3 protein-coding genes and 1 pseudogene are annotated in these 3,746 nt (G+C 72.3%); all 4 read right to left on the reverse strand.

Features of this window, described 5'->3' with window-relative positions; translation table 11 throughout:
• A pseudogene (locus tag HYE82_RS38740) lies at positions 1 to 513 on the reverse strand (hypothetical protein); the annotation flags it as partial.
• A 159-nt stretch (positions 514 to 672) separates the two neighbouring features.
• Complete coding sequence (rlmB, locus tag HYE82_RS34895) at positions 673 to 1,629, reverse strand: 23S rRNA (guanosine(2251)-2'-O)-methyltransferase RlmB (protein ID WP_179178239.1); 957 nt, start codon at positions 1,627 to 1,629, stop codon at positions 673 to 675.
• Positions 1,630 to 1,729: 100 nt separating this feature from the next.
• Positions 1,730 to 3,130 (reverse strand): cysteine--tRNA ligase, encoded by a 1,401-nt coding sequence (gene cysS / locus HYE82_RS34900; RefSeq protein WP_179178240.1) that lies wholly within the window; start codon positions 3,128 to 3,130, stop codon positions 1,730 to 1,732.
• A gap of 116 nt (positions 3,131 to 3,246) precedes the next feature.
• Positions 3,247 to 3,746: 2-C-methyl-D-erythritol 2,4-cyclodiphosphate synthase (gene ispF / locus HYE82_RS34905; protein ID WP_256988119.1), on the reverse strand; the 500-nt coding region annotated here is incomplete at its 5' end.

Consider the following 3,746-nt stretch of genomic DNA (forward strand, 5'->3'; position numbering starts at 1 on the left):
GCCGTGGGGCAGGTCCCGCACGGGGGCGAAGGAGCGGGTCTCGTCCGGGTCGCCGTACCGGCGCTGGCCGATGACGGTGGGGGTGGGGACGGTGTCGTCGCCGAGACCGTGGGCGAGGTCCACGCGGGGGATGACCTGGGTCGCGCCCGCGTCGGTGTCGCCGTACGCGTAGTCGTAGTCGTGATCGTGGTCGTCGTGGCCGCGGCCGTGTTGGCGTACGGCTTGGAGCAGTCCGCCCATGGCGGCGGGGTCACCGGGGGCGGACTTGCCGCTCCAGACGACGGGGGCCCTGCGACGGCGGGCGGCGGCTCCGGCGGCGGCGGTGACGGCGCCGCCGAGGACGGGCATCCGGCCGGGGGTGTTCGCGGGCTTGGAACGCGCGCTCGGGCTCGGTGCGAGCCGCACGCGGAAGCTGGCGTGGTTGACGATGACCTGTGCGGGGTCGCACGGCACCTTGACCATGCTCAGCGCGGGCTGGTCGTCGAACCCTGACGTTCTGGTGTCCACACTCATCTAACCGAGTGATCAGTGCTTAGGACACTGCCTTGACGGCAGGGATGTGTCCGAGACGCGTCAAGATCAAGCCACCCCGCCCGAAATGGGCGGGGTGGCACGCTCACGGGTCACTCTCCGCGAGCCAAGTGGATCAACGGCGGCGCTCCGGACGGGCGGTCAGCCCCGGCGGCGGGCCGCCTCGTACAGCACGACGCCCGCGGCGACACCGGCGTTGAGCGACTCGGCGCCGCCCGGCATCGGAATGCGCACGAGGAAGTCGCAGGTCTCGCCGACGAGCCGGCCGAGGCCCTTGCCCTCGGAGCCGACGACGATGACGACGGGGCCCGCCAGGGCGTCGAGGTCGGCGACGCTCTGCTCGCCCTCGGCGGCGAGGCCGACGACGGTCAGCCCGGCCTTCTTGTAGTCCTGGAGGGCGCGGGTCAGGTTGGTGACGCGGGAGACCGGGGTGCGCGCGGCGGTACCGGCGGAGGTCTTCCAGGCGCCGGCGGTCATACCGGCGGCGCGGCGCTCGGGAATGACCACGCCGTGGCCGCCGAAGGCGGAGACGGAACGGACGATCGCGCCGAGGTTGCGCGGGTCGGTGACCCCGTCGAGGGCGACGATCAGCGGCTGCTCGCCGTTGTCGTGGGCGGCCTCGGTGAGGTCCTCGGGATGCGCGTACTCGTACGGCGGGACCTGCAGGACGAGGCCCTGGTGGTTGAGGCCGCCGGTCATCCGGTCGAGCTCGGGGCGCGGGGCCTCCATCAGGTTGATGTTGCCGCGGGCCCCGGCGAGCTGGAGGGCCTCGCGGACGCGCTCGTCGTTGTCGATGAACTGCTGGACGTACAGGGTGGTGGCGGGCACGCCGTCGCGCAGCGCCTCGAAGACCGGGTTGCGGCCGACGACCATCTCGCTCTGGCCCTTGACGCCGCCGCGGCGGGGCGCGGGGCGGCGGCGCGCGGCCGCCTTGGCGGCGGCGTTGGCCATGCGGAAGGCCTTGTGGCCCTTGCGGTCCTCGGCCTTGGGCGTGGGGCCCTTGCCCTCCAGGCCCTTGCGCCGCTGACCACCGCTGCCGACCGTCGCGCCCTTCTTGTTGGACGTGCGGCGGTTCCTGCGCTGGCTGTTCCCGGCCATGACCTCTACCTGTTTTCGTTGGTGCTGCGTTACGTACGTATGAAGAGTGTGCCGCCCGGTGCCCCGGGCGGCACAATGTGGCCGGTCAGGCCGGGTGCGGTCAGCGCGGGGCGAGCGTCCAGCGCGGCCCGGACGGGCTGTCCTCGATGACCAGGCCCGACTGCTGGAGCTGGTCGCGGATGGCGTCGGCGGTGGTCCAGTCCTTGCGGGCCCGCGCCGACTCGCGCTGCTCCAGGACCAGACGGACGAGGGTGTCGACGGCCCCGTGGAGCTCGGCGCCCCGGTCGGACTCCTGCGACCAGCGCTCGTCCAGGGGGTCCAGGCCGAGCACGCCCAGCATGGCCCGCACCTCCGACAGGCGTGCGACGGCCGCGTCCTTGTCGTCGGCGGCGAGCGCGCTGTTGCCCTGGCGGACGGTGGTGTGGACGATGGCGAGCGCCTGCGGGACGCCCAGGTCGTCGTCCATGGCCTCGGCGAAGGCCGGCGGGACCTCGGCGGCCGGCTCGACGGCCTTGCCGGCCTTCTCCACGACGCGCTGGCAGAAGCCCTCGATGCGCGCGAACGCCGACTCGGCCTCGCGCAGGGCTTCCTCGCTGTACTCGATCATCGAGCGGTAGTGCGGGGTGCCGAGGTAGTAGCGCAGGACGATGGGGCGCCAGTTCTTGACCATCTCGGAGACGAGCACCGAGTTGCCCAGGGACTTGGACATCTTCTCGCCGGACATGGTGACCCAGGCGTTGTGAACCCAGTACTGGGCGAAGTCGTCGCCGAAGGCCTTGGCCTGGGCGATCTCGTTCTCGTGGTGCGGGAAGATCAGGTCGAGGCCGCCGCCGTGGATGTCGAAGGCGCTGCCGAGGTACTTGTGCGCCATGGCCGAGCACTCCAGGTGCCAGCCGGGACGGCCGCGGCCCCACGGGGTCTCCCAGTCGGGCTCGCCGGGCTTCGACGCCTTCCACATGGCGAAGTCGCGGGGGTCGCGCTTGCCGCTGATGCCCTCTTCGGCGGGCTGGATGAGGTTGTCCAGCTCCTGGTTGGAGAGCTTCAGGTACTCGGGGTACGAGCGCACGTCGAAGTAGACGCTGCCGTCCGCCTCGTAGGCGTGGCCGCGCTCGATGAGGCCGCGCATCATCTCGACCATCTCGGTGACGTGGCCGGTGGCGCGGGGCTCGTACGTGGGCGGCAGGCAGCCCAGGGCGTCGTAGCCGGTGTTGAAGGCGCGCTCGTTCTCGTAGCCGATGGACCACCAGGGGCGGTTCTGCTCGCCGCCCTTCCAGATGATCTTGTCGTCGATGTCGGTGACGTTCCGGATGAAGGTGACGTCGTAGCCGCGGTACTCGAACCAGCGGCGCATGATGTCGAAGTTGAGGCCGGAGCGGATGTGCCCGATGTGCGGGGCCGCCTGCACGGTGGCACCACAGAGGTAGATCGAGACACATCCCGGCTTGAGGGGGGTGAAGTCGCGGATCTGCCGGGCGCTGGTGTCGTACAGGCGAATAGTCACGGCATCCAGGGTAGTGGGCCGCCGGCAGTGCCCCGCGACCCCTTTCGGGGCGCGGGGCGGCTCTGCTGCCGCAGCGGCGGCATGCGCAACGGCCGTCTCGCGGCAGTTCGGGGTGCTCAGCCCCGGTTCGTCCGGTGGACGAGGGCGGTGGCGATCGCGGCGAGGCCCTCGGCACGGCCCGTCAGCCCCAGCCCGTCGGTGGTGGTGCCGGAGACCGACACCGGCGCGCCGGCGGCCTCGGAGAGCGCCTTCTGCGCCTCGTCGCGCCGCTTGCCGATCTTCGGGCGTACGCCGATCACCTGGATGGCGATGTTGCCGATCTCGTAGCCCTCGGCGCGGACGATCCGGGCGGCCTCCGCCAGAAGGGTGACGCCGGCGGCGCCGGACCACTCGGGGCGGGAGGTGCCGAAGTGCGCGCCGAGGTCGCCGACGCCGGCGGCGGAGAAGAGGGCGTCGCAGGCGGCGTGGGCGGCGACGTCGCCGTCGGAGTGCCCGGCGAGGCCGTCCTCCCCCTCCCACAGGAGGCCGGCGCACCACAGCTCGCGGCCGGTCTCGAAGGCGTGCACGTCGGTGCCGATGCCGACCCGGGGGATCAGCGGGGCGACGGGGGCGGCCG

The organism is Streptomyces sp. BR123 (assembly GCF_013401435.1).
In the GTDB taxonomy this organism is placed as follows: Bacteria; Actinomycetota; Actinomycetes; order Streptomycetales; family Streptomycetaceae; genus Streptomyces.

Coding starts and splice junctions, on each gene's coding strand:
- rlmB (WP_179178239.1), bottom strand. CDS start 1,629: ATGGCCGGGAACAGCCAGCGCAGGAACCGCCGCACGTCCAACAAGAAG.